Origin of the sequence: Salegentibacter flavus (assembly GCF_900115145.1) — a bacterium.
Classification (GTDB): Bacteria; Bacteroidota; Bacteroidia; order Flavobacteriales; family Flavobacteriaceae; genus Salegentibacter; species Salegentibacter flavus.
Map to the genome: position 1 here is coordinate 17481 of NZ_FOVL01000023.1, position 24617 is coordinate 42097.

The 24617-nt window shown below is 39.2% G+C and carries 23 protein-coding genes; 14 read left to right on the forward strand and 9 right to left on the reverse strand.

Going from position 1 to position 24617, the window contains the following annotated elements; translation table 11 throughout:
- Together BM266_RS14615 and BM266_RS14620 are read left to right on the forward strand one after the other, a co-directional pair.
- Window positions 1-1281 carry a glycosyltransferase family 4 protein gene (locus BM266_RS14615; protein WP_093411008.1) on the forward strand — a complete coding sequence of 427 codons (1281 nt, stop codon included), beginning with the start codon at window positions 1-3 and terminating at the stop codon, window positions 1279-1281.
- 9 nt (window positions 1282-1290) lie between these two features.
- On the forward strand, window positions 1291-2754 hold the full coding sequence (locus tag BM266_RS14620; RefSeq protein ID WP_093411010.1) for a polysaccharide biosynthesis C-terminal domain-containing protein: 1464 nt from the start codon (window positions 1291-1293) through the stop codon (window positions 2752-2754).
- Between the two features lie 78 nt (window positions 2755-2832).
- On the opposite strand, the gene BM266_RS14625 is transcribed toward BM266_RS14620, so the two are convergent.
- Together BM266_RS14625 and uvrA are read right to left on the reverse strand one after the other, a co-directional pair.
- The gene (locus BM266_RS14625) at window positions 2833-4068 is read right to left on the reverse strand and encodes a hypothetical protein (RefSeq protein ID WP_093411011.1); all 1236 of its coding nucleotides are present in this window, start codon (window positions 4066-4068) and stop codon (window positions 2833-2835) included.
- 177 nt (window positions 4069-4245) lie between these two features.
- Window positions 4246-7032 carry an excinuclease ABC subunit UvrA gene (gene uvrA, locus BM266_RS14630; RefSeq protein WP_093411013.1) on the reverse strand — a complete coding sequence of 929 codons (2787 nt, stop codon included), beginning with the start codon at window positions 7030-7032 and terminating at the stop codon, window positions 4246-4248.
- A 238-nt stretch (window positions 7033-7270) separates the two neighbouring features.
- On the opposite strand from uvrA, the gene BM266_RS14635 reads away from it, so the two are divergent.
- Window positions 7271-7855, forward strand: coding sequence for an RNA polymerase sigma factor (locus tag BM266_RS14635; RefSeq protein WP_093411014.1), 585 nt, complete (start codon window positions 7271-7273; stop codon window positions 7853-7855).
- Between the two features lie 285 nt (window positions 7856-8140).
- On the opposite strand, the gene BM266_RS14640 is transcribed toward BM266_RS14635, so the two are convergent.
- Window positions 8141-8776: an endonuclease III domain-containing protein gene (locus BM266_RS14640; protein ID WP_093411016.1), complete on the reverse strand. Its 636-nt coding sequence runs from the start codon at window positions 8774-8776 to the stop codon at window positions 8141-8143.
- A gap of 30 nt (window positions 8777-8806) precedes the next feature.
- Here BM266_RS14640 and bcp point away from each other — a divergent pair, with 30 nt between their 5' ends.
- Entirely contained in the window at window positions 8807-9256 is a 450-nt protein-coding gene (gene bcp / locus BM266_RS14645) for a thioredoxin-dependent thiol peroxidase (protein ID WP_093411017.1), read from the forward strand.
- Between the two features lie 55 nt (window positions 9257-9311).
- On the opposite strand, the gene BM266_RS14650 is transcribed toward bcp, so the two are convergent.
- The 6 genes from BM266_RS14650 to porX form a co-directional block, all read right to left on the reverse strand.
- Window positions 9312-9689 carry a DUF4258 domain-containing protein gene (locus tag BM266_RS14650; RefSeq protein ID WP_093411019.1) on the reverse strand — a complete coding sequence of 126 codons (378 nt, stop codon included), beginning with the start codon at window positions 9687-9689 and terminating at the stop codon, window positions 9312-9314.
- Window positions 9690-9752: 63 nt separating this feature from the next.
- Complete coding sequence (locus BM266_RS14655; protein ID WP_093411020.1) at window positions 9753-10952, reverse strand: alanine dehydrogenase; 1200 nt, start codon at window positions 10950-10952, stop codon at window positions 9753-9755.
- Window positions 10953-11011: 59 nt separating this feature from the next.
- On the reverse strand, window positions 11012-11308 hold the full coding sequence (locus tag BM266_RS17420) for a hypothetical protein (RefSeq protein WP_245760463.1): 297 nt from the start codon (window positions 11306-11308) through the stop codon (window positions 11012-11014).
- 232 nt (window positions 11309-11540) lie between these two features.
- Window positions 11541-11684: a hypothetical protein gene (locus BM266_RS17165; RefSeq protein ID WP_175494817.1), complete on the reverse strand. Its 144-nt coding sequence runs from the start codon at window positions 11682-11684 to the stop codon at window positions 11541-11543.
- Between the two features lie 282 nt (window positions 11685-11966).
- Window positions 11967-12371, reverse strand: a complete 405-nt coding sequence (gene tsaE, locus BM266_RS14665) for a tRNA (adenosine(37)-N6)-threonylcarbamoyltransferase complex ATPase subunit type 1 TsaE (protein ID WP_093411024.1) — start codon at window positions 12369-12371, stop codon at window positions 11967-11969.
- Between the two features lie 84 nt (window positions 12372-12455).
- The gene (gene porX, locus BM266_RS14670; protein ID WP_093411026.1) at window positions 12456-14006 is read right to left on the reverse strand and encodes a T9SS response regulator signal transducer PorX; all 1551 of its coding nucleotides are present in this window, start codon (window positions 14004-14006) and stop codon (window positions 12456-12458) included.
- A gap of 36 nt (window positions 14007-14042) precedes the next feature.
- Here porX and BM266_RS14675 point away from each other — a divergent pair, with 36 nt between their 5' ends.
- The 10 genes from BM266_RS14675 to BM266_RS14720 all read left to right on the forward strand — a co-directional run bounded on the left by BM266_RS14675 (window position 14043) and on the right by BM266_RS14720 (window position 24616).
- On the forward strand, window positions 14043-15272 hold the full coding sequence (locus BM266_RS14675; protein ID WP_093411027.1) for an HD domain-containing protein: 1230 nt from the start codon (window positions 14043-14045) through the stop codon (window positions 15270-15272).
- Between the two features lie 24 nt (window positions 15273-15296).
- Window positions 15297-16325, forward strand: a complete 1029-nt coding sequence (lpxD, locus tag BM266_RS14680; protein WP_093411029.1) for a UDP-3-O-(3-hydroxymyristoyl)glucosamine N-acyltransferase — start codon at window positions 15297-15299, stop codon at window positions 16323-16325.
- Window positions 16318-17718 (forward strand): bifunctional UDP-3-O-[3-hydroxymyristoyl] N-acetylglucosamine deacetylase/3-hydroxyacyl-ACP dehydratase, encoded by a 1401-nt coding sequence (locus BM266_RS14685; protein ID WP_093411065.1) that lies wholly within the window; start codon window positions 16318-16320, stop codon window positions 17716-17718. The genes lpxD and BM266_RS14685 overlap by 8 nt, the downstream gene beginning before the upstream one ends.
- A gap of 5 nt (window positions 17719-17723) precedes the next feature.
- Window positions 17724-18509, forward strand: a complete 786-nt coding sequence (gene lpxA, locus BM266_RS14690; protein WP_093411031.1) for an acyl-ACP--UDP-N-acetylglucosamine O-acyltransferase — start codon at window positions 17724-17726, stop codon at window positions 18507-18509.
- Between the two features lie 12 nt (window positions 18510-18521).
- Window positions 18522-19088 carry an elongation factor P gene (gene efp, locus BM266_RS14695; RefSeq protein WP_093411032.1) on the forward strand — a complete coding sequence of 189 codons (567 nt, stop codon included), beginning with the start codon at window positions 18522-18524 and terminating at the stop codon, window positions 19086-19088.
- Window positions 19089-19151: 63 nt separating this feature from the next.
- Complete coding sequence (locus BM266_RS14700) at window positions 19152-20081, forward strand: UDP-3-O-(3-hydroxymyristoyl)glucosamine N-acyltransferase (RefSeq protein WP_093411034.1); 930 nt, start codon at window positions 19152-19154, stop codon at window positions 20079-20081.
- Window positions 20082-20087: 6 nt separating this feature from the next.
- Window positions 20088-20483 carry a nuclear transport factor 2 family protein gene (locus BM266_RS14705; RefSeq protein WP_093411036.1) on the forward strand — a complete coding sequence of 132 codons (396 nt, stop codon included), beginning with the start codon at window positions 20088-20090 and terminating at the stop codon, window positions 20481-20483.
- 120 nt (window positions 20484-20603) lie between these two features.
- On the forward strand, window positions 20604-21479 hold the full coding sequence (gene sucD / locus BM266_RS14710) for a succinate--CoA ligase subunit alpha (RefSeq protein ID WP_093411037.1): 876 nt from the start codon (window positions 20604-20606) through the stop codon (window positions 21477-21479).
- A 247-nt stretch (window positions 21480-21726) separates the two neighbouring features.
- Window positions 21727-22473 carry a 3-oxoacyl-[acyl-carrier-protein] reductase gene (gene fabG / locus BM266_RS14715; RefSeq protein WP_093411067.1) on the forward strand — a complete coding sequence of 249 codons (747 nt, stop codon included), beginning with the start codon at window positions 21727-21729 and terminating at the stop codon, window positions 22471-22473.
- 112 nt (window positions 22474-22585) lie between these two features.
- Window positions 22586-24616, forward strand: coding sequence for a hypothetical protein (locus BM266_RS14720; RefSeq protein ID WP_093411039.1), 2031 nt, complete (start codon window positions 22586-22588; stop codon window positions 24614-24616).
- The last annotated feature ends 1 nt before the right edge of the window (window position 24617 follow it).

Sequence of the window (24617 nt, forward strand, 5' to 3'; positions counted from 1 at the left end):
ATGAAAAAGGTGCTCATCATAACATATTACTGGCCTCCGGCCGGTGGTCCCGGGGTACAACGCTGGTTGAAATTCGTGAAATATCTCAGGGAGTTTGAAATTGAACCCGTTCTTTTTATTCCAAAAAACCCTACCTATCCTATAACCGATAAAAATCTGAAAAGGGAGGTTCCCGAAAACCTTCAAATTATAAAACGAAAAATATTCGAACCTTATAGTCTTGCAGGTTTGTTTTCAAAAAAGGAAACAGAAACTATAAGTTCAGGCATAATTGCCGAAGAACAAAACCAGGGTTTGTTGCAAAGCCTGATGTTATATATAAGAGGAAATTTCTTCATTCCTGATGCTAGAAAATTCTGGATAAAGCCTTCGGTCAGGTACTTGAAAAATTTTCTGAAAACGGAAGATATCGATACGGTGGTTACCACCGGGCCACCACATAGCCTTCATCTTATCGGTCTGAATTTAAAAAAGGAATTGCCAATTCAATGGATCGCCGATTTCAGGGACCCCTGGACCCAGATTGGATATCACTCTAAATTGAAGCTCAGTAAAAATGCTCAGAACAAACATGAATTATTTGAGCGGAAGGTTTTAAATACTGCTGATAAGATTATAGTGACCAGCCATACCACTAAAGCCGAATTTGAAAGCAAAACCAAAAAACCGGTTTTCCTTATCACCAATGGATATGATGAAGTGAATTTTTCAGAAACTATCGTCCTCGATGAAAAATTCAGTTTTTCACATATTGGATCCCTTCTTTCCGGGAGAAACCCGAAATTTCTCTGGGAAAGTTTTCGGGAATTGATAGCAGAAGATGCAGAGTTTAAGAAATACTTTCAGCTTCGTCTGGTAGGCAAGGTGAGCCCTGAAGTGCTGAGAAGTATAAAGGAAAATAAACTGGAAGAGTATTTGGAATTGATACCTTATGTGAGTCACCGGGAAGCCTTGAAATTGCAGCGAAAAAGTCAGGTGTTACTGTTGTTGGAGATGAATAGTATAGAAACACGGGGCATCATCCCTGGGAAAATATTTGAATATTTGAATGCGAAAAGACCTATCCTGGCTATTGGACCGGAAAAATGGGATGTTCAGAAAATTCTGGAGGAAACAGGAGCAGGGGAGTGCTTTGAATATTCAGAGAAAGAAGCGGTGAAAGTTCAGCTTAAAAAACTTTTTTCAGATTTCAAAAATGGAAAATTAAATTCGGAACCACAGAATATAGCGCAATATAGCCGCCAAATGCTAACCGGTAAATTGGTTAACTTGCTAAGGTAAAATCACGCTATGGGTGTAATTTTAAATCAATCTTTTAAAAACCTGGTCACTACCTATGCTGGTTTTGGGATTGGAGCCATCAATACCCTTTTTCTCTTTACTTATTTTCTCGAACAGGAATATTATGGTCTTGTAAGTTTCCTGCTTTCGGCCGCTAATTTGATTTGGCCGTTTATGGCTTTTGGGGTGCATAGTACCTTAGTGAAATTCTTTAGTTTTTATAAAACGCAGGAGGAGAAAGATCGGCTGCTCAACCTGGTGTTATTCCTGCCTTTAGTGGTTTCTGCTTTTTTAGGGATTCTTGGGGTTATGGGCTACGATCTTCTGCTGAATTATTTTTCTGACGGCAACACTCTGGTTAAACCCTATATCGGGCTTATATTTCTCATTGCGGTGGCTACAGCCTACTTTGAGGTTTTCTTTGCCTGGTCTAAGGTTCATTTTCGGAGTGTCTTCGGAAATGTGATGAAGGAAGTTTTTCACCGAATTTGCATCAGCCTGCTGCTCTTAGCGGTCTATTTTGAGGTTTTAAGTGTTCATTGGTTCATCTATGGGATTGCCTTTGTTTTTGTGATCAGAAGCCTGGTAATGGCCGTGTATGCCTTCAGCCTGTACAGACCGAAGATAAATTTTCTATTTCCTGAAAACCTTTCCAGTGTCTTGAAGTATACCTCCCTTATTCTCATTGCAGCCTCTGTGGCTATGGTCTTGCTGGACCTGGACAAGGTGATGATTGAATATTACCTGCCTATAGAAAATGTGGCCATCTACGGAATAATGGTCTACATTGCTACGGTGATTTCTGTGCCACAAAAGGCAATGAATCAGATAACTCACCCGATGACGGCAGAAATGCTGAATTTAAAGGATATAGAAGGCTTGGGAAATCTATATAAGAAAACCTCGATAAATCTTCTTATAGTTAGCGGCTTGATCTTTATTCTGATAATTAGTAATGTGCAACAGCTCTATGAACTGATTCCTGAAGAATATGAACTGAGTATCCTGGTAGTTTTGCTTATTTCTCTGGTTAAGCTTTATGATAACTTTCTTGGAAACAATAACAGTATCTTATTCAACTCAGATTATTACCGCATTGTGCTTGCCATTGGAGTTTTTCTGGCAGTTTTGGCTTTTGTTTTTAATATTATTTTTATACCGCTTTATGGGATTGAAGGCGCAGCGATTGCAAGTTTCCTGGCCTTTGGGATCTATAACACCTCGAAAATTTACCTTGTTTATACCAAATTCCGGTTGGTGCCTTTTGTTTCAAAAACCTGGTTGGTAATGGCCTTTACAGTCGTGTTTAGTTTAAGCTTCTATTATTGGGAGTTTCCTTTTCATCCTTTAATAAACATAGCCCTCAAGTCTCTGCTGATCATAGGGCTCTTTTTAATATTTGCATATAAAATGAATTTTTCTCCTGAAATAAGAAATTTAATTGAAAGATTTGTAAGGAGAAAAAGCACATAAAAAGAGAAACCCCCAGGACACTTGTGATGTCCAAAGGGGTTTCCAACTAACCAACCAAAAAATTTAAATTATGAACTTTTAACCTCTACCATTCACATTTCGTGCCGAAGTGTTATTTCGGGTGGAAGTTTTTCCTCTTACGGCACCTGAGCGTGTGTTTCTCTGAGTCTTAACCGCTGCCGGTTTTCTAGAAGCCGGGGCACTGCTTTGAACTCTTGTATTTGATCTTCCTGAAGATCTTGCACTCGTGTTTCTGTTAGTCGGGGTAGACTTTGTTACATTACTTCTTCTTTGCTGAGTTGCCTGCTTTTTAACAGTGGTTTTTCTCTGCGTACTTTGCTGAGCTCTGGCATTCCTGGTATTCTTTACCTGCGCAGTTCTAGCCCGTGTTCTGCTACTTGTGGCCTGGGTGTTTGCTCTTGTTCTTGTTGGCGCTTTAGTAGCTCTGGTATCAGAACTTCTACTGGTGTTCCCACGGATCGCTTTTCCAGCAGAATTACTGCTTGACTGTCTTCTGGAGATCACAGCTTTTTCATTACTGGAAGCATTAGCTCTGGTACTGCTTTGAGCACTTCTTCGGGTGTTATTTTGGCTGGATCTGCGTGTATTTATTTTTTGTAAATCCCTTTTATCAGAAGTTCTTCTTCCGTTATTGTAGGAAACTACTTTCTGGTCAGGACGATAAAAATTCTTATTTACGTAGGTATTATAGTTGTTTGTATAATATGTGTTGTGTTGCACATAGGTTAATCGGTTTGGCTGATAGTAAGCCCTGTACGGTCTATTGAATACGATGCTTACGTGACTGTATGGCCTGCTGTAATACCTGTGCCATGGTCTGTATACGTATTGTCTGTTATAATGATTAATATATCCTGAAAAATGAGCAAACTGGTTAAACCTGTTGTACCTAACATATAAGTTTCCAACACGGGCCACTCTTCCGTTGCGGTTATAGTCGATCAATACATCTCCAGCCTGGATTATTCTTCCGTAGTAATCATAATAGATTGGAACATTCTCCACCTGGATAACCGCTCCATAATCATCATATTGAATATAGGGATCATAATTATAACCGGAGTTATAACTGATATTTACATTTGGAGTTGAGATGTTGACCACATTCGTTCTTCTGAAATTTGGGTTATAGTAGAAGTCGAATTCTCCATTAGGATAAATGGCAAATTCAACACCGTCTTCGATGAAGATAAATGAATCTGTATAGGCATTCCTGCGAAGATCTGAAGCTTCCGAGGCGGAAACTGAAATTCCGAAGAAAAGCAGACTAAAGATGAGGACAATATTTTTCATTTGTAAGGTTTTAAGTTCTGAAACCCTTATGATAGGAGTGGGTTACGACTTTAAAGTTACAAACTACGTGCCAAAGTCCGGAAAGCCCTGTTAGGCGCTGCTAGTGGGCTTGTTAATATTTGTTGCAAAACAACCAAATATTTTGATTTTCAATATTTTAAGTTGGTTTGGTGGAATCTATAATTTTTCCTTGAGGTACTTAGCGGTGTAAGATTTCTTGTTTTCAGCAACCTCTTCCGGTGTGCCGAAGGCAACAAGATGGCCTCCGTTTTCTCCTCCCTCGGGGCCAAGGTCGATCACATAATCGGCGCATTTAACCAGGTCCATATTGTGTTCAATTACGATCACAGAATGCCCTTTTTTAATCAGGGCGTTGAATGACTTAAGCAACTTTTTAATATCGTGAAAATGCAATCCCGTGGTAGGCTCATCAAAGATAAACAGGGCCTTTTCTTTGGTGTTTCCTTTTACCAGAAAAGAAGCCAGTTTAATACGCTGTGCTTCCCCTCCGGAAAGAGTAGAGGAGCTCTGGCCTAATTGCACATAGCCGAGGCCTACATCTTGTAAAGGTTTTAATTTTCTGACTATTTTTTCTTGCTTGTGCTCGTGAAAAAACTCTGTAGCATCATCAATGGTCATTTTCAAAACATCATCTATGTTCTTATCGGCAAATGTTACCTCCAGGACTTCTTTTTTAAAGCGTTTTCCGTTGCAGGCTTCACACTCCAGGTGCACATCAGCCATAAACTGCATCTCTATGGTAACTTCCCCTTCTCCTTTACAAACCTCACAGCGGCCTCCATCCACATTAAATGAAAAATATTTTGGGGTATAGTCCCTTATCTTAGACAATTTCTGATTCGAAAATAAGTTTCTAATGTCGTCGTAAGCTTTTATATAGGTTACAGGGTTGGAGCGGGAACTTCGGCCAATGGGATTCTGGTCAACAAATTCAATGCTGCCCAGGTTATCAAAATCTCCTTCTATTGCCGTAAACTGACCTGCTTTCTCTCCATAACCTCCAATTTTCTTTTGGGCAGCAGGATAAAGGATCTTCTTAACAAGCGTGCTTTTTCCACTTCCGGAAACCCCGGTTATCGCAGTGAAAACACCTAGCGGGAAGGTAACATCTATATTTTTAAGATTATTCTCTCTGGCTCCGGTGATTTTTATGTTTCTCTTGGTTTTACGCCTTTCTTCTGGCAATTCTATCTTTTCGGTGCCATTAAGATATTGTGCCGTAAGGGAGGTGGACTTTAAAATATCTTTCATTTTACCTACCGCAACAACTTCACCGCCATTCGTTCCGGCTTCGGGACCAATGTCTATAATTTCATCGGCAGCGTTCATTATGTCTTCATCATGCTCTACAACGATGACGGTATTACCTAAATCACGAAGATTTTTTAAAACCTCTATTAGATTTTCAGTGTCTTTCGGGTGCAAGCCTATTGAAGGTTCATCCAGTATATACATCGATCCTACGAGACTACTCCCAAGGGATGTTGCCAGGTTTATTCGCTGGGATTCTCCTCCCGATAAGGTATTGGATTTCCGGTTTAGGGTGAGATAATCCAGGCCTACCTGGGAGAGAAAGTCCAGGCGGTTTCTTATTTCGGTTAATAACCTTTTAGCGATTTGAGTATCATATTCATTTAGCTCCAGGTCATTGAAAAACGCTCTTACCTTATGCAAGGGTTTTTCTACAAGATCGGTGATGCTATGGCCGCCTATCTTTACATATTCAGCTTCAGGCCTAAGTCTTTTACCTTTACAGGCGCTGCATTTGGTCTTACCCCGATAGCGGCTTAGCATTACCCTGTTCTGGATTTTATAAGCCTTACTCTCCAGGAATTCGAAGAACTCGTTAATACCTTCAAAATATTCATTCCCCGTCCAGACCAGTTCTTTTTGTTCTTCTGAAAGTTCAAACCAGGGCTTGTGTATAGGAAAATCAAATTTATGAGAGTTATTTACCAACTGATTGCGGTACCAGCTCATACTTTCACCTCGCCATGGATATATAGCATTTTCATATACAGAGAGGCCGGTGTTTGGAATAACCAGGTCTTCATCAATCCCTATTACATCTCCGTAACCTTCGCATTTTGAACAAGCCCCGTAGGGGTTATTAAAACTGAAAAGATGAACATTTGGCTCTGGAAAGCTTATTCCATCCAATTCAAACTTATTACTGAAGTGACGTAATTCATTATCGCTTAATTTTTGAATATAGAGTTCGCCTTTACCTTCAAAGAAGGCCGCATCGGTAGCATCTGCCAGCCGATTATAAAAATCTTCCTCGTCTTTGGTTATTATTCGGTCAACCACAAGAAAAGTTTCCGAAGCATCTGCATGTGCCAGATCAGCTTCATCAATTCGTCTTACCTCATCTTTAATCTTTACTCTACTGTATCCCTGCTGGGCCAGTACTTTTATCTTTTCCTCCAGGGATCTGCCATTTTCCAGATGAATAGGGGAGAGCAGGAGGAGTTTTTCACCTTCTGCAAAAGACTTTACATAGTTAACCACATCGGTAACCGTATCTTTTTTGACTTCATTTCCAGAAACAGGGGAATAGGTCCTTCCGATGCGGGCAAAAAGAAGTTTTAGATAATCATAAATTTCGGTGGAAGTACCTACGGTAGACCGTGGGTTGGTAGAATTAACTTTCTGTTCTATGGCTATGGCCGGGGCTATTCCTTTTATATAATCTACTTTTGGTTTATTAAGCCTTCCCAGAAATTGACGGGCATATGAAGATAGGCTCTCCACATACCTGCGTTGACCTTCGGCATACAAAGTATCGAAAGCGAGACTGGATTTCCCTGAACCTGAAAGACCGGTTATAACTACCAGTTTATTCCGGGGAATTACTACATTGATATCTTTTAGATTGTGCAGTTTTGCACCTTTAATGATAATATTCTTTTTGGGATCAACCTTCTCTACGTCAATATTCATGCTATGTTGTATGGTCTTGAAATGCAAATGTACTCAATAAGCAGCAGGAGAAAAAGCCCCTTATTTCTTATAGTAATGTTAAAATATTAAGCTTTTGTTTGCGATTGTCGAATTTATCTTGCTATATTTGAGCCACGGTTTAACTCAAAATTATCTTGCCTATTGCATAAAGTTACTTTTAAAACTAAATAACCTAAATCTCAGGTTGCCCCTACCATCCTGAACAAAAGTAACTAATATGGAAAACCTTAAAGTAAGCGATGCTATTCTCGTGCGGGAATATCTTGGTGGAAATGAAAATGCACTCTCTAAATTAATTTCCAGGCATCAACACCGAATTTACAGTTTTATTTATTCTAAAGTATTTGATAAAGATGTTGCTGAAGACGTTTTTCAGGATACCTTTATTAAAGTGATCAATACTCTCAAAAAAGGGAAGTATAACGAAGAAGGTAAGTTTTTACCCTGGGTTATGCGGATTGCCCATAATTTGGTCATAGATCATTTTAGGAAAAATAAGCGTATGCCAAAGTTCGAAAATAAAGGCGATTTTAATATTTTTTCGGTCTTAAGCGATTCAAACCTAAATGCAGAAACGCAGTTAATCAAAGAACAAATAGAATTCGATGTACAGGAGCTTATTAAAGAACTTCCTGAAGATCAGCTTGAAGTTTTAACTATGCGGATCTATAAGGATATGAGTTTCAAAGAGATATCAGAACGTACCGGCGTTAGCATAAATACTGCCCTGGGAAGAATGCGTTACGCTTTAATCAATCTCAGGAAAATAATCGATAAGCATAACTTAATTTTAACAAATTAATCTATACTATTCCCCTTTTCATTGCGTTATCTATTTAAACCAATGCAAAATTTATAAAATGGGGAACTTTTACACAAAAAACACCTCTAAAGAGGAAAAATTGAATGATTTAAAACCTAAAAAGGAAACCTTAAATTTTCTTTTAAACTACTCAAGAGCTTTGAATATTACTAAATATCAAAGCATGAAGTTCGAGACCTTTCTTAATTAATATAATTGAGAAGTGATGTTTAAAGACCTGTCTTTAGCCTGCAGGTCTTTTTTTTATCCTATATTCTTCAAATACTACTTTATCAGACTTTTTCTGCCAATGGTTTTGGTGATAATATCTTTATCTAAATCCCAGCCCCGGGCTGGGGAATACTGCCGTCCATACCAGATGATCTGAAGATGAAGTTTGTTCCAAAGATCTTTTGGGAAAAGTCTTTTGGCATCTTTCTCTGTTTGTGTTACGTTTTTACCATTGCTAAGGTTCCAGCGGTACATGAGCCTTTGAATGTGGGTGTCTACCGGAAATGCCGGAATATTAAAGGCCTGAGACATTACTACGCTAGCTGTTTTATGTCCAACGGCAGGCAATTCTTCCAGGGCTTCAAAATCGGCAGGGACCTGCCCTTTATGTTTCTCGATAAGTATTTCTGAAAGACCGTGAATTCCCTTAGATTTCATTGGAGAAAGCCCTATAGGTTTTATAATCTCCCTGATCTCCTCCACGCTCAGTTTAATCATATCATAAGGATTGTCGGCTATTTTGAAAAGTTCGGGAGTGATTTGGTTCACTTTCACATCAGTGCTTTGAGCTGAAAGCAAAACGGCGATCAATAAAGTGTAAGGATCTTTGTGATCTAATGGAATTGGAACCTGGGGATAAATATCATTTAAGGTATCTATAACAAATTGTACCTTTTCTTGTTTGTTCATATTGCTTAATTTTACACAAAAGTAATAATTATGACAACATTGGAAGCGGGCGACAAAGCCCCCGATTTTAAAGCCGAAGATCAAGACGGTAATATTGTGCAACTTTCAGATTTTGAAGGAAAGAAACTCGTGCTTTTCTTCTATCCAAAAGCCAGTACACCCGGCTGTACTGCCGAAGCCTGTAACCTGAGAGACAACTGGGAACAGTTTCAGAAAAAGGGTTATACGGTGCTTGGAGTGAGTGCTGATTCTAAAAAACGGCAATCAAATTTTAAAAATAAATATGACTTCCCTTTTCCATTGCTTGCCGATGAGGATAAAGAAGTGATAAACGCCTATGGTGTTTGGGGCCCCAAAAAATTTATGGGAAAAGAATATGATGGGATCCACCGTACTACCTTTATAATTGACGAAGAAGGGAAAATTGAAGATGTGATCAAAAAGGTGAAAACCAAAGAACACACTGCCCAGATTCTCTAAACAGAAATAACTGTCTGGAAAGCCCAAATTTTATCTTTTTCCAGACAGTTACTTTTTAATTTTTGATAAGCTTAGCTGTTTTTAGGGTAGCAAGACTGTCACAGTTCTCGATCTGAAGCTCGAGGGTTTCAGAATTTATTTTTTCAGAAACGAGGTAAATATTACAGGGTTCAGCATCGGTATTACTTCTGCCAAAATCAACATCTCCTGTTTCCAGGATTTGGGAAACCTTAGCGGTATCAAGATTATTAGCTTCAAAATAGCTTAAAACTTCAGGGGAATATGCCCTGGATTTTGTGCGGATATTTTTTAAAACTCTGTCGGTTGGGGTATAATCACAGGAGGCTCTCTTTCCGCCCAGGAAAAAGATTAACAGAATGATGCCAAAAAACAAGCCCACAGAGAAGTAACCTATACGGTGAATTAATTTCATTGAAGATGTCTACTTGAAAATCTAGTTATAAGATTTGATGATTTATATTTTTAGAAATTCAGCCTAAAAAATGAGCAAATTGATATCTCTGTAAGAAAGATCAAACCAATCTGCAATAGATTTATTGGTCAAAATTCCGTGGTAAAAGTACAAACCATTTCTTAAACCTTTGTCAAATCTCAGCGTGTTTTCCAATCCGCCTTCATCTGCTATATGTAGCAGGTAAGGAGTGAAGATGTTGCTGATGGAAAGCGATGAAGTTCTGGCGTAACGGGAAGGAATATTAGGAACGCAATAATGTATTATATCGTGTTTGGTGAAAATAGGTTGATCGTGGGATGTTATTTCGCTGGTTTCCACACATCCCCCCATATCTATGCTAACATCTATAATTACGGCGCCTCGTTTCATAGTTTGCACCATATCGTCGGTAATAAGCACGGGAGATCGGTTTTTTCCTCTCACGGCTCCAATCAAAACATCACAACGTTTTATGGCCTTGCTTAAGTTTTTAGGCTGAATCGTAGAAGTATAAAATGTATTGCCGAGATTAGACTGTATACTCCTGAGTTTGGTGAGCGAGCTATCAAATACCTTGACGCTGGCCCCAAGGCCTATAGAAGAACGTGTGGCAAATTCACCCACAGTGCCCGCTCCCAATATCACAACTTCGATAGGAGGCACACCACTAATGTTTCCAAACATCAACCCGTTACCTTTTACATGATTACTCATTATTTCTGAAGCGATCAGGACAGAGGCCGTACCGGCAATTTCACTCATTGCTCTTACAATGGGATAACTGCCATCATCATCCCGAATGAACTCGAAAGCGAGGGCGGTAATTCGTTTTTCTGCCAGCTTCTGAAAGTATTGCTTGCATTGTGTTTTAAGCTGAAGCGCCGAAATTAATATCGTTTGAGGATTGATGAGTTCCAACTCCTCCATGGAAGCTGGTTCAACTTTTAAAATGGTAGGACAGGAGAACACCTTTTTGGTGTCTTTGGTGATCTCGGCGCCGGCCTCAGAATAATCCTTATCGCTGAACCGGGCCCATTGACCTGCACCCGACTCTATCATCACCCGATGACCATGTGCCGTAATAGCTGCTACCGCATCAGGACTTAAACATATGCGTTTTTCCTGGTATGAAGTTTCCTTTGGTAGCCCAATAAAAAGCTTTCCCTTGTTCTTGAAAATTTCCAGGGTTTCTTCCTGCGGAATGAGTTGTTCTTTGGTAAAAGGGGAGACCTGTTTTCCCATATTAAGACTTGTGAAACTTTAAGGAATTAAAATACAACTATTTTGGAGAATAGCTACAATCAAAGTTTCTGGTAGTAGTCTTCCTGAAAATACTCTTCATAATTGTCATTACGAAATTCGTGCAGATCCCGGCGATCCCTTTCTGAAATGGGGGAAACTACAGAGACATCAGTTTCTTCCAGCTCGCTTAGATCGATGCCGTAGATCCGGTCAAAGATTTTAATCCGAATTAGATAAACAATTGAAAGAATAACTATAAAGAAAGGTGCTAAATAGATTAGCTGGTTGGTGTCCATTGGATCCTGAATATTATAAAAGTCATCATATACTGTGCTTATTAATTGATAAGTATACATTGAAACTGGTACTAAAATAACGTGGTACCACCAATGTTTACAAGTGAAAAACCAGATCAACAATAAATATAAAGGTACAATTTTACCTAAATAGGTCCAGGCTGCAGCTAAGACACTTTCGTAGTAAAGACTCTCATAGGTAAAAAAAGAAGTTTCCCAAACGGAACCGTTTGGGAAAATTTCATATAGGTAAAATAAATATGGTGAAAATGCTATTGAAAGGGCAATAAGACTACCCGTTAGTAGGAACTTTGATGGCTGAGCGGTCGATCGCTTGTCTTTTGATGTCATCCGTATTATCGTTATCAGTGGTGGAAGTTACAAAAAAACTGGCTCCAAAGATTGCTGCTCCGAATAATAATGCTTTAATTTTCATAATGTATAGGTTTAGTAGTTGTTATTTCGTTTTGATTTCTGAAACAAACCTATAACATTATAAAGCACTAAAAATTAATACATTAATTGTACTTTTGCCGCCTTTTTCGGAATAAAAAACTGTAATTAATGAATTAAAATTACTATTTAGCAGTAAGTCGAAAGCCCTTATTTCATCGGTTTAAAATAAAAAATTGCTATTTCAGCTTTTAATTACCCCTGGATTTGTAAAAAAAATCTTACAACGTCTTTTGGGCAGAAAATCTAGGTCTTTAAGATTTCATTAACAAATATTTAACACTCTTAAATTTTCATCTTTTATTTTCAGCTCTATTTTTTGCCATTCCGGCTCCAGTAAATTCTCTATTTTTTGTGGCCATTCTATTAATTTCCAACCTGGGCTTTCAAAATAATCTTCAATTCCCATATCCAGGGCTTCATTTTCATCTTCAATGCGATAAAAATCGAAATGATAAATAGGACCTTCTGTGCTACTATATTCATTTACCAATGAAAAAGTTGGGCTCGACGCCAAATCTTCACTTCCAAGTGCTTTTACTAAAGCCCTAATCAGGGTAGTTTTGCCCGCTCCCATTTCCCCGTAAAATAAAAGAGTCTTGTTTTTAGCGTTCTTCAGAATATAATCAACCGCCAGGTCAATTTCATTTAGATTATAGGTTAGGGGCATAAAACCTGAACTTTTATTATTCACAAAGATAAGTAAAAACTTATAAAGCCATACAAACGGCTGATAGACACAGGATTTAATAAGTTATTTTGGGGTCATCACCACAAAAGGTATCACCATTTCTTCCAGGGATACTCCCCCGTGCTGGTAGGTATTGCGGTAATAGCTTACATAATGGTTGAAATTGTTTGGATATGCAAAGAACAGATCTCCCTTTGCGAAAATAAAAGAGCTACTCATATTTAAAGTAGGCAAATGAATGCTCTTGGGATTTTTGGCCGCCAACACATCTTTTTCTTCATAGGTGAGACTTTTACCAGTTTTATACCTTAAATTAAGACTGGTGTTTTTGTCTCCTATAACTTTAGAAGGATGTTTTACATTTATAGTTCCATGGTCAGTAGTGAGGATAAGTTTAAAACCTAACTGTTGTGCTTGTTGGATGATCTCTAATAATGGAGAATTTTTAAACCAGCTGTGGGTAAGCGAGCGGTAGGATTTATCGTTAGATGCCAGCTCTTTTATAACTTCCATTTCGGTTTTTGAATGTGAAAGCATATCTACAAAATTGTAAACCACTACGGTGAGATCATTATTCTTTTGGGTTTTGAAATTCTCCACCAGTTTCCTTCCAGCTTTTAAGCTAGTGATCTTATGATATTCGTGTTTTATGTTTAAGCCAAGACGCTTAAGCTGTTCCCTTAGGAATTCAGCTTCGTAGTTATTTTTGCCACCTTCGTCGGTATCGTTTTTCCAATACTTCGGAAAGAGTTTCTCCATTTCACTCGGCATAAGCCCTGAAAACATCGCGTTCCGGGCATATTGCGTTGCAGTAGGAAGAATACTGTAGAAAGGGGATTCTTCTGTCTTTTTATAATATGTACTTACAACGGGTTCAAAGGCTTTCCATTGATCATATCTTAGATTGTCTACCACCACCAAAAGCGTAGGTTGGTCTTTCGAAATTTCGGGAACTATCTTTTCCTTGAAAATTGTGTGAGACATTACCGGGGCATCGGCTTTTTTCTCGAACCAACCGGGGTAATTCTTATCTATGAATTTACAGAACTGCGTATTGGCTTCCTGCTTTTGTGATTCAAGGATCTCAAACATCCCACTGTCTTCAATAGTTTCTAATTGAAGTTCCCAGTAAATAAGGCGTTGGTATAATTCTGCCCATTCCTCGTAGGAATTTACCTGAGCCATATCCATCGCGATCTTCCTGAACTCCTGCTGATAATTAGAAGTTGTTTTTTCTGAAATAAGTCTCGAGTGATCCAGGTTTTTCTTTATACTTAGCAGGATCTGGTTTGGGTTCACGGGTTTTATAAGATAATCGGCGATCTTGGAGCCTATAGCTTCCTCCATAATAAATTCTTCTTCACTCTTGGTGATCATAACGATAGGGAGGTTTTCTCTTTTCTCTTTGATTTCGGCTAAGGTTTCAAGGCCGGTAAGTCCAGGCATATTTTCGTCAAGAAAAACAATATCAAAATTCTCCTGTTCAATTTGCTCTAAAGCTTCAGTACCACTCTTGCTGGTAGTAACATCGTAATTTTTATTCTCCAAAAAAAGGATATGCGGCTTTAGTAAATCGATCTCATCATCTACCCACAATATTTTGATGTTATTCATATATGTATATTTGTTTTAAATTAAAGAAAATAAGGCTTGGCATCTCAACACAAACTAAAAATATTAAACGACCCAATTTACGGATTTATTACCATCCCGAGTCAGCAGATCTTTAACCTTATCGAGCATCCATATTTTCAAAGATTACGCCGTATTTCGCAAATGGGGCTTTCTTATCTGGTTTATCCCGGGGCCCATCATACACGATTTCATCACGCTCTGGGTTGTGTACACCTAATGCAAAAAGCGGTGAGAATTCTTCGGTATAAAGGAGTTATGATTTCCGAAGCCGAAGAAGAAGCCTTGCAAATTGCTATTCTTTTGCATGATATTGGCCACGGCCCATTTTCTCATGCTATGGAGCATAGTATCGTTGAGGGCATTGATCACGAAAGTATATCATTGCTTTTTATGGAGGAAATCAACCGGGAATTTAACCAAAGTTTAACGCTGGCCATCCAGATCTTTAAGGGTGATTATGAAAGAAAGTTTTTGAATCAGCTGGTATCGAGTCAGCTGGATATGGACCGTCTTGATTATCTTAAAAGGGATAGCTTTTATACCGGTGCTGCTGAGGGTAATATTAACAGCGAACGTCTTATAACCATGCTTAATGTTGTGAACGGCGAACTAGTAGTGGAAGAGAAGGGGATCTATTCAGTAGAAAAATTCCTGGTGGCACGCCGACTCATGTACTGGCAGGTTTATTTACATAAAACCAGCCTGGTTGCTGAGCAATTGCTAATAAGGGTTTTAAAAAGGGCTAAGGAACTCATTGAAGAAGGGACAAAGTTACATGCCAGCAAGGCCCTGATGTTTTTCCTAAATAATAAAGTAACCCGGGATAATTTCGATAAAGATACCCTGGATGTTTTTTCACGTCTTGATGATTATGATATTGTAATGGCGATGAAGGAATGGATAGAATGTGATGATTTTGTTCTAAGCAACCTTTGCACGATGATCATTAACCGCGATCTGCTTAAGGTAAAAATCAAAAAGAAAAAACCTTCATCTGAGAAACTGGCTCGGCACCGGGAAAAACTTCAGAAGAAATATAATATTTCAGAAAAAGAGGCGAATTACTTTGTATTTAGGGGTGAGATCGCAAATCTGGCATATAAGACTGAAAAGAACAATATTAATATTCTCCATAAAAATGGGAAAACCAGCGATGTTGCTAAGGTTTCTGATCAGCTAAACCTGGAAGCGCTCTCTAAAACGGTGGTGAAATATTATATCTGCTACCCCAAGCCCAAACATTAAACCATTTTTTTTACTTTTGCCAGAATGAAATTTACCGCATCACAAATAGCAGAGATACTGGAGGGAAAGATCGTAGGCGATCCCGAAGCCGAAGTATCTGAACTTGCCAAGATCGAAGAAGGTGCTAAAGGAGCATTGACATTTTTAAGCAATCCAAAATATAATTCCTATATATATACTACTAAAGCTTCCATTACCATCGTAAATGAAGACTTTAAACCCGAACAGCCAATACACACAACCCTGATAAAAGTAAAGGATGCCTATAAAGCTTTCTCCAAGTTGCTGGAGTATTACAATCAGGTTAAGTTGAATAAATCCGGAATTGAGCAACCCAGTTTCATCTCTGAAGATGTGAAATACGGGGAAGATATCTACCTGGGAGCTTTCTCTTATGTGGGGAAGAAAGTGGAAATAGGTAATAACGTAAAGATTTATCCAAACGTTTATTTAGGAGACAATGTAAAGATTGGAGATAATGTTATTCTTTTTTCAGGAGTAAAAATTTATTCAGACTGTACTGTTGGAAATAATTGTGTTATCCATAGTGGGGTGATTGTAGGAGCCGATGGATTTGGTTTTAGCCCTGAAGAGGATGGGAAATACGCCAAAGTTCCCCAGATTGGAAATGTAATTATAGAAGATGATGTGGAGATTGGAGCCGGCACCACAATAGATAGGGCTACCCTGGGATCAACAATAATCAGGAAAGGCGTGAAACTGGATAACCAAATTCAGATTGCGCATAACGTAGAGATTGGAGAGCATACAGCTATTGCTGCACAAACAGGTATTGCCGGTTCTACAAAGATTGGTAAGAATTGTCTAATTGGTGGGCAGGTAGGTATTGCCGGTCATTTATATATAGGAGACCGGGTAAGAATCCAGGCCCAGTCTGGAATTGGCCGAAATCTGAAAGATGGTGAAACTTTACAGGGGAGCCCGGCAATTGGTTATAACGATTACTATAAATCTTATATACATTTTAAAAATTTGCCCAAAATAGTTGACACCATTGAGCAACTAAGGAAAAAAAATGAAAATAATGGCTGAAAAAGTTTCTAAGCAAACCACCATAAAGGAAAAAGTTTCCCTTGAAGGCGTAGGTCTCCACACCGGCCAGTCGGTAACTATTACTTTTAAACCTGCCCCGGAAAATACCGGATATGTCTTTAAAAGAATTGACCTTGACGGGGAACCAGAAGTTGAAGCAGATATTGCTTATGTGGTAAATACTCAACGCGGAACCAACCTTGAAAAGAACGGGGTATCTATTCAAACTTCAGAACACGTACTCGCTGCCTGTGTTGGACTGGAGATAGATAACCTAATAATGGAGCTTGATGCTTCTGAACCTCCAATAATGGACGGGTCGTCTAAATTTTTCGTCGAAGCTCTTGAGAAAGCAGGTATTGGAGAACTGGATGCCGAACGTGAGGAATATGAAGTCGATGAGGTAATATGTTATCATGATGATGAATCAGGAAGTGAGATTATTGTAATGCCTGCAGAAGAATACCAGGTTACTGCTATGGTAGATTTTGGCACCAAAGTTCTGGGAACCCAAAATGCCTCCATCAACCATCTTTCTGAATTTAAAGCTGAAATCGCCAATGCCAGGACCTTTAGCTTTCTTCATGAACTGGAAGCTCTTCTTGATCACGGATTGATCAAAGGAGGAGATCTAAACAATGCCATTGTTTATGTAGATAAGGAAATTGGTGAGGAAACGATGAAAAAACTCCGTGTGGCTTTTGACCGTAAAGAAATGTCGGTTAAGCCAAACGGAATCCTTGATAACCTTACTTTGCACTATCCCAATGAAGCTGCAAGGCATAAACTCCTTGATGTACTGGGAGATCTTGCTCTTATAGGGACCAGGATAAAAGGTAAAGTGATCGCCAATAAACCGGGCCATTATGTAAACACTCAGTTTGCAAAAAAGATGGCAAAGATCATCAAAGCAGCAAAAAGAAATAATGTTCCTAAGATAAATCCTGATATTAAGCCTTTGATGGACGTTAACGATATTATGAATATTTTGCCTCACAGGGCTCCGTTTCTTTTGGTAGATAAAATTTATACCTGCACTGATACCTGTGTAATAGGAATGAAAAATGTCACGATGAATGAACCTTTCTTTGTAGGGCATTTTCCCGGGAAACCTGTAATGCCGGGGGTACTTCAGGTAGAGGCTATGGCACAAACCGGAGGTATTCTTGCCTTAAGATCGGTTCCCGATCCTGAAAATTATCTTACCTATTTTATGAAAATAGATAATGTTAGGTTCAAACGACAGGTGGTACCCGGAGATACTTTAATTTTTAAACTCGAATTATTAGCGCCAATCCGTAGGGGAATCTGCCAGATGCAGGGCTATGCCTACGTAAATGGAAAATTAGCAACCGAAGCGGTTCTTATGGCGCAAATTGTAAAATCAAAATAAATATTATGAACCAACCTCTAGCATATGTGCATCCCGGAGCTAAGATTGCCAAGAATGTGGTAATCGAACCTTTTACAACAATTCATAATGATGTTATAATTGGAGAGGGCACCTGGATTGGTTCTAATGTAACTATAATGGAAGGTGCCCGCATTGGAAAAAATTGTAGTATTTTTCCGGGTGCTGTGATTTCTGCAATTCCGCAGGATAAGAAATTTGATGATGAAGACACCCTAACTGTCATTGGCAATAATACCACTATAAGGGAGTGTGTTACCATTAACCGTGGTACAACAGATCGTATGAAAACAGTGGTTGGTAATAATTGCTGGATTATGGCATATTGCCATATTGCTCACGATTGTATTGTAGGTGATAACTGTATTTTTTCTAATAACAGTACTCTTGCAGGACATATTAGCGTTGGAGATTACGTAATCCTGGCTGGAATGGCGGCAATCCAGCAATTCTGCAGCATTGGTAACCACGCATTTGTTACCGGGGGATCCATGGTTAGAAAAGATGTTCCACCATTCGTAAAAGCAGGAAGGGAACCCTTATCTTATGTTGGGATTAATTCCATAGGGCTGAGACGAAGAGGATTCAGCACCGAAAAAATCAGGGAAATTCAGGATATTTACCGGATCCTGTATCAGAAAAATTATAATAATTCTCAGGCTGTGGCGATTATTGAAGCTGAAATGGAGGCCACTGCCGAGCGGGATGAGATACTTCAATTCATTAAAAATTCACAACGGGGTATCATGAAAGGGTACGTCGGATCAAACTAATAAATTAGAATTATGGCAAATACCAGCGACATCAGAAACGGATTGTGTATTAAATATAATCACGATATTTTTAAAATTATTGAATTCCTTCACGTAAAGCCTGGGAAAGGTCCGGCTTTTGTTCGTACCAAACTAAAAAGTGTAACTACGGGAAAGGTGATTGAAAATACTTTTTCAGCAGGACATAAAATAGACGATGTAAGGGTGGAAACTCATAAATTCCAGTTCCTTTATAATGATGGGGAATTTTATCATTTTATGAATGTTGAAGACTATACTCAAATCCGGCTTCTTGAATCGGCACTGGACCAGCCTAAACTTTTAAAAGAAGGCGAAGTAGTTACGGTAATCATCAATACTGAAGATAATATGCCGCTTTCAGTAGAAATGCCTGCCAGTGTGGTTTTGGAAGTAACTCATACCGAGCCTGGAGTAAAAGGAAATACAGCTACCAACGCGACAAAACCGGCAACTGTTGAAACCGGAGCCGAGGTGAATGTTCCTCTCTTTATTAACGAAGGGGATAAGATTAGGATAGAAACCGAAAAGGGTACTTACAAGGAAAGAATTAAAGAATAAACTTAATTTTCAGATAAAAAACCAGGACTATTTGCCTGGTTTTTTCCTTTTAAACAATCTAAGATGAAATTCCCTCAAGAGCATAGTTTACAACAAATTGCCACGATCCTTGATTGTGAATTTGTGGGTGCTGAAGATTTTCCGGTAACCGGAATGAACGAGATCCACATCGTTACTCCAGGGGATATCGTCTTTGTAGACCATCCAAAATACTACGATAAGGCGCTAAATTCTGCGGCATCTGTGGTTTTGATCAATAAAAAAGTGGAAGCTCCCGAAGGAAAGGCTTTGCTGATTTCAGATGATCCTTTTCGCGATTTCAATAAGCTTACCCGGTATTTTAAACCTTTTGAAAAAGCTCCTAATTTAATTTCCGATTCTGCAAAGATTGGAGAAGGGTCCATTATTCAGCCTAACACATTTGTAGGGAATAATGTGCTAATAGGAAAAAACTGCCTTATCCATGCTAATGTGAGTATTTATGACAATACAGTTATTGGGGATAATGTGACAATTCACTCGGGAAGCGTTCTGGGAAGCGATGCCTTTTATTATAAGAACAGGCCGGAGGGCTTTGATAAACTCCTTTCGGGAGGCCGTGTGGTGATTGAGAATAATGTAGATATTGGTGCCAATTGCACAATAGATAAAGGTGTTACCGGCGATACCACTATTAGGGAAGGCACTAAGCTCGATAACCTTATCCAGGTAGGCCACGACACCGTAATAGGAAAAAAATGTCTTATCGCTTCCCAGGTTGGGATCGCGGGAGCTGTTGTTATTGAAGATGAAGTAACTATTTGGGGACAGGCTGGTTTCCGCAGTGGAATTATCGTTAAAAAAGGAGGTGTGATGATGGGCAAGGCCGGGATCACCAAATCCACCAAAGAGAATACTGTTTATACCGGAAATCCGGCAATGGAAGCCAGAGCTAAATTAAAAGAGTTGGCGCTTATAAGACAATTGCCTAAATTACTCCAGAAATTAAAATAGACTATTATGGGTTTAAGCGGAAAAGAAATTGTTGAGAATTTTTATACTTCCGATTTTTACCAGGATGAAAAGGTCCTGAGAGAATTCCTTCATCCACAGGTTGAGCTGTCGTGGTATGGAACCACCGGACTTAAAAAGCTGAATCTTGATGAGATTTCGGCCATAAGTCTTGAATTAGCGCAATCTTTCGAATCGCTAAGAGCTGAGGTTGAAACTGTGATTTCAGAGAAGGGGAAAACTGCCATTCATTTCACTTACCACGTTAGAACCATAGAAAACCCGGAAGAGGAAATGCCCCTGGCCCATTTTATGGCTATCTGGGAATTGAAAGACGATAAACTCTACCGTGGAATTCAAATAAGTCAGCTTGGGGAAGAAGTGAACGAACAACCCTGGTTATAAAATTTCTTATAGAGGATGGGTTTAGTGGAATCCATTGATAAACCTGACAATTAACTTCCAAAAAACTTTAGGTTTTATTATTAAAAACCTACTTTTGTTATCGCAAAAAATAAAATATTTATGAGCGTTTTAGTCAATAAAAATTCAAAGATAATCGTGCAGGGATTTACCGGAAGTGAAGGTACTTTCCACGCCGAACAAATGATAGAGTACGGAACCAATGTGGTAGGAGGAGTAACTCCTGGAAAAGGCGGGCAAAAACACCTTGCCCGACCAGTTTTCAATACCGTATCTGATGCCGTGAAGGAAACCGGAGCAGATGTTTCTCTTATTTTCGTGCCACCAGCTTTCGCAGCCGACGCGATTATGGAAGCTGCAGACGCCGGAATAAAAGTTATTATTACTATTACCGAAGGAATTCCCGTTGCCGACATGGTGAAGGCTTCAAACTATATTAAGGATAAAGATGCCAGACTGGTTGGTCCTAACTGTCCGGGTGTGATCACTCCGGGTGAAGCTAAGGTTGGGATTATGCCAGGTTTCGTTTTCAAAAAAGGAAGCGTTGGAATTGTATCTAAATCTGGAACTCTTACTTATGAAGCAGCAGACCAGGTTGTAAAACAAGATCTTGGAATTACTACCGCTATTGGAATTGGAGGAGATCCTATTATTGGGACCACCACTAAGGAGGCCGTGGAATTATTGATGAATGATGATGAAACCGAAATTATTGTAATGATCGGAGAGATCGGTGGTCAGCTTGAAGCTGATGCCGCTCAGTGGGTTAAGGAAAACGGTAACAAAAAACCAGTAATTGGTTTTATCGCCGGCGAAACTGCACCAGCAGGCCGTACTATGGGTCACGCCGGAGCTATTGTTGGAGGTAGTGAAGATACCGCCCAGGCCAAGAAAAAAATCCTTAGAGAGAATGGAATTCACGTTGTAGATTCTCCTGCTGAAATTGGTAAAAAAGTAGCAGAAGTTCTTAAAGGATAAGACTTCGTATTTTAGCATAAATAAATCCTTCTGTTTCTCCTGAATTAGGATGAGCGCAGAAGGATTTTTTAATGGAAAATATTTAAGCTTTTTGCTTTTATTATATTTGGAGAAATAAAACAACCAATCTTTTTATATATGAAATGAGCATAACGCGGATACGTTGCAATTACCGATGAACCCGCCTGCCGGCAGGCAGGGATATGCGAATTACATATGTCCAATGAAAAACAATAAAAACTTACATATGAAACTCTTAGAAGGAAAAAACGCGATTATTACCGGAGGTAGCCGTGGAATAGGAAAAGGGATCGCCCAGGTTTTCGCTGAACACGGTGCGAACGTGGCTTTTACTTATAATTCCTCTGCTGAATCGGCTAATGAACTGGCCAAAGAACTGAGCGGGATAGGCGTAAAAGCCAAGGCCTATAAATCTAATGCCGCCAGTTTTTCTGAAGCTGAACAACTTGTTAAAGATGTAGTCGAAGACTTTGGAAGCATAGACATTGTGGTTAACAATGCCGGGATTACTAAAGATAATCTCCTTATGCGAATGAGCGAAGAAGATTTTGATAAGGTGATAGAAGTTAACCTGAAATCAATATTTAATATGACCAAGGCGGTGCAAAGAACTATGCTGAAGCAACGCAAAGGAAGCATTATCAATATGAGTTCTGTGGTTGGGGTGAAAGGAAATGCCGGTCAGGCCAATTATGCTGCTTCAAAAGCCGGAATAATTGGATTCTCCAAATCGATGGCTCTGGAACTCGGTTCAAGAAATATACGTACCAATGTGATCGCTCCAGGTTTTATCGAAACTGAAATGACCGGTAAACTCGATGAGAAAACCGTAGAAGGTTGGAGACAGGCTATTCCCCTGAAACGTGGTGGTACTCCTGAAGATATCGCTAATGCCTGTGTTTTTCTCGGCAGCGATATGAGTGATTATATCACCGGGCAGGTTCTGCATATCGATGGTGGTATGTACACCTAAATAATTAGGAAGATAGATTTTGGAGATTTAAAAGCCTAACGGAAAAGAAATAATACTTCGTGGTTCTAATTTCTAATTTCTAACTTCGTGGCTTTTTGTTTATCTTTCTATAATGGATCTTAACAATATCATTTTGATAACCCTGGCTGCAATATTTGCGCTGGGGTTTTCTTTTTTTCAGTATTTATTCCGCAGGAGAAAAAACCACCGCGAAAAATATATTTTTTTTGGTTTGCGGGCTTTAATTGTTTTCATTCTTCTGTTGTTGCTAATTAATCCAAAGATCACCACCACTACTTATCAGGTAGAAAAACCAAACCTAATCCTCGCGGCCGATAATTCTGCATCGATTGCTTATCTAAACCAAGGCGATACACTTCGGAATTTAATAAACAGCCTGGAAAACAATAGGCGTCTTCAGGAGCGCTTCGATATTTCCAAACTCAGTTTTGGCAGGGATATTCAACTAAACGATAGCCTGAGTTTTAGCGAAACTCAAACCGATATAAATAAAGCTTTAAGCAAAGTCAGGGATTTATTCCGTAGTAAAAATACGGCTGTGGTTCTTTTAAGCGATGGAAACCAGACCCTGGGGCGTGATTACCGATATTTTAAAAGCAGTCCCGGGCAATATGTGATGCCTATGGTTTTAGGCGATACCGCCAGCTATGCCGATCTTGAAATTAATAGGCTTAATGTTAACCGCTATGCTTTTCTGGATAATCGTTTTCCTGTCGAGGTTATTATTAATTATACCGGGCAAGAGCCTGTTTCAACTCGTTTTGAGCTGCGTTCTGGAGAATCTGTATTGTATACTCAGGATTTAAACTTAGGCCCCGAAAGCACTTCAGCAATTATTAATACCACCCTTCCTGCCAACCGGCTTGGGGTGCTTACTTATGAAGCGGTAATTGCTCCGCAGGCTTCAGAAAAGAATAAGGAAAACAACCACCGCAAATTCGCAGTGGAAGTTATAGATGAACGCACCCGGGTTTTGTTGCTTAGCGATATTTCCCATCCCGATCTGGGCGCCATTAAAAAATCGATAGAGAGCAACCGGCATCGCGAGTTGGAAATTAAATTTGTGGGAAAGGATAATTATGTTTTACAGGATCACCAATTGGTGATGCTTTATCAGCCCAACGCGGGTTTCCGGGAAGTCTTTGACGAATTGAAATCTGATAATATAAGTAGTTTCATTATCACCGGAACTAAAACGGATTGGCGCTTTCTTAATTCCCGGCAGGATTTATTTAACAAAGATTTCACCGCTCAACCTCAGGAGATCGAGGCCTTATTTAACCCTGATTTCTCCCGTTTCCAGTTTAAAAATATAGGTTTTAATGATTTTCCACCTCTTCTGGATATGTTTGGGGAAATTGCGCCTAATGGATTGGATCCTCTTTTATTTCAAAAAATCGCAAATGTAGAAACCATGCAACCTTTACTGGCCATAGCCGAAAGTCGGGAAAATAAAATCGGTGTATTATTTGGGGAAGGGATCTGGCGCTGGCGGGCTAAGGCCTGGAGGGATAGCGGTTCTTTTGAGGCCTTTGACGATTTCCTTGGTAAGATCATACAGAACCTTGCCTCTCAAAAACAGCGTGAGCGCCTCACAGTAGATTACGAATCTTTTTATTACGGAAATGATCTGATAACGCTCACCGCAAGATACTTTGATGAAAATTATATTTTCGATCCCGGGGCGACTCTTTCTATAAGGTTAGAAAATACCGAAACAGGGGATACAATGCAGAACGGTTTGGTTCCCGGAAACAAGTCTTACGTTCTGGACCTGGAAAACCTTCCGGAAGGAGAATATAAATTTATGTTAAAGGAGGAAAATACGGAGATTAGTAAAACCGGAAAATTCACAATTGTTGCTTCATCGGTTGAAACTCAATTTGCATCTGCCAACCTGGACAAGCTTCAGTTCTTTGCGAAAAACAATAATGAAGAGGTTTACTATGTCAACAATTCTAAGGCTTTAATCTTCCGCCTCCTAAATGACGAAAACTTCATTCCTGTACAAAAAAGCCATCAAAAAAACGTACCTTTGGTGAACTGGTATAATCTTTTGTTTTTGCTGGTTGCTTTGCTCGCAGCAGAATGGTTCTTCAGAAAATATCGGGGTCTAATTTAAA

Bases quoted from the DNA above. Each gene is read 5' to 3' on its own strand.
- BM266_RS14615 (WP_093411008.1), top strand. From the start codon at position 1: ATGAAAAAGGTGCTCATCATAACATATTACTGGCCTCCGGCCGGTGGT.
- BM266_RS14620 (WP_093411010.1), top strand. From the start codon at position 1,291: ATGGGTGTAATTTTAAATCAATCTTTTAAAAACCTGGTCACTACCTAT.
- BM266_RS14625 (WP_093411011.1), bottom strand. From the start codon at position 4,068: ATGAAAAATATTGTCCTCATCTTTAGTCTGCTTTTCTTCGGAATTTCA.
- uvrA (WP_093411013.1), bottom strand. From the start codon at position 7,032: ATGAATATTGACGTAGAGAAGGTTGATCCCAAAAAGAATATTATCATT.
- BM266_RS14635 (WP_093411014.1), top strand. From the start codon at position 7,271: ATGGAAAACCTTAAAGTAAGCGATGCTATTCTCGTGCGGGAATATCTT.
- BM266_RS14640 (WP_093411016.1), bottom strand. From the start codon at position 8,776: ATGAACAAACAAGAAAAGGTACAATTTGTTATAGATACCTTAAATGAT.
- bcp (WP_093411017.1), top strand. From the start codon at position 8,807: ATGACAACATTGGAAGCGGGCGACAAAGCCCCCGATTTTAAAGCCGAA.
- BM266_RS14650 (WP_093411019.1), bottom strand. From the start codon at position 9,689: ATGAAATTAATTCACCGTATAGGTTACTTCTCTGTGGGCTTGTTTTTT.
- BM266_RS14655 (WP_093411020.1), bottom strand. From the start codon at position 10,952: ATGGGAAAACAGGTCTCCCCTTTTACCAAAGAACAACTCATTCCGCAG.
- BM266_RS17420 (WP_245760463.1), bottom strand. From the start codon at position 11,308: ATGTATACTTATCAATTAATAAGCACAGTATATGATGACTTTTATAAT.
- BM266_RS17165 (WP_175494817.1), bottom strand. From the start codon at position 11,684: ATGAAAATTAAAGCATTATTATTCGGAGCAGCAATCTTTGGAGCCAGT.
- tsaE (WP_093411024.1), bottom strand. From the start codon at position 12,371: ATGCCCCTAACCTATAATCTAAATGAAATTGACCTGGCGGTTGATTAT.
- porX (WP_093411026.1), bottom strand. From the start codon at position 14,006: ATGAATAACATCAAAATATTGTGGGTAGATGATGAGATCGATTTACTA.
- lpxD (WP_093411029.1), top strand. From the start codon at position 15,297: ATGAAATTTACCGCATCACAAATAGCAGAGATACTGGAGGGAAAGATC.
- BM266_RS14685 (WP_093411065.1), top strand. From the start codon at position 16,318: ATGGCTGAAAAAGTTTCTAAGCAAACCACCATAAAGGAAAAAGTTTCC.
- lpxA (WP_093411031.1), top strand. From the start codon at position 17,724: ATGAACCAACCTCTAGCATATGTGCATCCCGGAGCTAAGATTGCCAAG.
- efp (WP_093411032.1), top strand. From the start codon at position 18,522: ATGGCAAATACCAGCGACATCAGAAACGGATTGTGTATTAAATATAAT.
- BM266_RS14700 (WP_093411034.1), top strand. From the start codon at position 19,152: ATGAAATTCCCTCAAGAGCATAGTTTACAACAAATTGCCACGATCCTT.
- BM266_RS14705 (WP_093411036.1), top strand. From the start codon at position 20,088: ATGGGTTTAAGCGGAAAAGAAATTGTTGAGAATTTTTATACTTCCGAT.
- sucD (WP_093411037.1), top strand. From the start codon at position 20,604: ATGAGCGTTTTAGTCAATAAAAATTCAAAGATAATCGTGCAGGGATTT.
- fabG (WP_093411067.1), top strand. From the start codon at position 21,727: ATGAAACTCTTAGAAGGAAAAAACGCGATTATTACCGGAGGTAGCCGT.
- BM266_RS14720 (WP_093411039.1), top strand. From the start codon at position 22,586: ATGGATCTTAACAATATCATTTTGATAACCCTGGCTGCAATATTTGCG.